Here is a 1668-nt window from a genome sequence, read left to right on the forward strand (position 1 = left end):
GCAGGTATTTTAATTTATAAATTAAGTAACTTCACTATTACTTTTTCTACAGGAATAATATCACTAGTTTTGGGAATTATTTTAATGTTTTATTCAATGAGAAAATATAGATAGCTGTTTGGCTAAAGGGGGCTTCTATTAATTCCTTTCTTTCAAGAAACAAGTATAATGAATAAGATGCAAACCATAAATATTTTTGAATAGCCTTAGCTATTCGAAAATATTTTGGTGAAGTCAGATTGTTTATTATCCTTGTTCCAAAAGGGTTGTCAGAGTTTTCCATATACTGCTTTAAATTTTATTACATTATCCCGATAGTGTTTCAAAAATTTAAATTGTCTCTGAAAAACTCTGACAATCTTGATGCGAAGGAATTAATAGAAGCCCCCTAAAAGAAGTGGCAATATTCTAAAGTCCTAATTATTGTTAAATTCCCTAAATTACTGTGTTTTGCCATTTTTTTAGTTTTTGTTAGGTGCTGAATTTTATTCTTTTTTATTTGATATAATATAGTTATTCATATTATATGTTACAATTGGATTCGGTATCCAGCTACTTCCCGTTATTCCGGATATAGCATTAATTGGTAATAAAGCTAAGTAAATATTAAGGTAGGATACATCACCTTCAGCAATTGCAATTGAAAGTGGAGTAATTAATATCCCTGCTATAATAGAAAATTTTAGTAACCTTCCAAATTTCAATATAGAAATACTCTGAATTTCATTTACCGTAAAATTAAAAGTATCATTCTTTACTAAAATTGAAACTAGGGAATCATCTATTACTTTAACCAATATTCCTGAGAGATAATTTTCATTCTCATATTTAATAGTTACATCTTTTTTGTATTTAAGTGTTTCTGCCTTAGTAGGATATTTTGTTCCTTTTTTTGTCAGAAGGAAGTCGTTCTGTCCATAAGTATGAAATACTGTTATAATAGTAATTGCTAAGCTTATAAGAATTATCTTTTTCATAATAGTTTTTAGAGAAAGAACGATTAATCCTTAGGATTATTACTTGTCATTTTTTTCTATTTTCCGACTAACGTAAATACTAATTATTGATTACCTATTGTTTATAGGCTCTATGATTTTTTATTTTTTCTTCATTCTGTTGAATAATTCTCCCTACATTAGCTAAAATATTCAACTGAATTGTCCAGTAGGGAGATTCCAACAAACGTCAAAGTTAATCATTTAATTTACAGTCAATTAATAGTTTTTAATTTTGTTCATTTCAACCCTTTATTTTATCATTCGTTAGCTGAAAAATTCAACTTTTTTTATCCGAAGTAGGGGGATTATAAGCAACGTCAGTCTGTCTAATAACCCTAACCACCAATTAAATTTTTGTCAAATATAAAGCTATTTCTGCTTTGCTCAAAAATAATTTGCTTTTTTTAGGTTGCGTTTTTCGAATTGCTTCTTCCAGTGATATTGTAAAAATATATGACTGTCTTCTGTCTTTTCCTTGTATAGGGAGGTTCTATAAATTTCATAGTATAAAAATAGAAATTATTCCTTTGGTGGCAAAATATCTTTATCTACAAATTGTTGATTTTTTTAGACAGTCTGATGGTTTGGCTATGCGTAGTGCGGGTTTTCAAAGCACCTCACTTTCAACTTACACCGATGTTCATTTTATGTTCATATTTTCAATTTAACT

Annotated in this window: 1 protein-coding gene; it reads right to left on the bottom strand. The window is 28.1% G+C overall.

The features are described 5' to 3' along the window. Positions 1-485: 485 nt before the first annotated feature. Positions 486-977, bottom strand: a complete 492-nt coding sequence (locus U9R42_09485; protein MEA3496253.1) for a hypothetical protein — start codon at positions 975-977, stop codon at positions 486-488. Positions 978-1668: the final 691 nt, after the last annotated feature.

This window comes from Bacteroidota bacterium (genome assembly GCA_034723125.1).
Taxonomy (GTDB): domain Bacteria; phylum Bacteroidota; class Bacteroidia; order CAILMK01; family JAAYUY01; genus JAYEOP01.

Excerpts from the sequence above, each read along its gene's own strand:
- U9R42_09485 (MEA3496253.1), bottom strand. The coding sequence starts at position 977 with ATGAAAAAGATAATTCTTATAAGCTTAGCAATTACTATTATAACAGTA.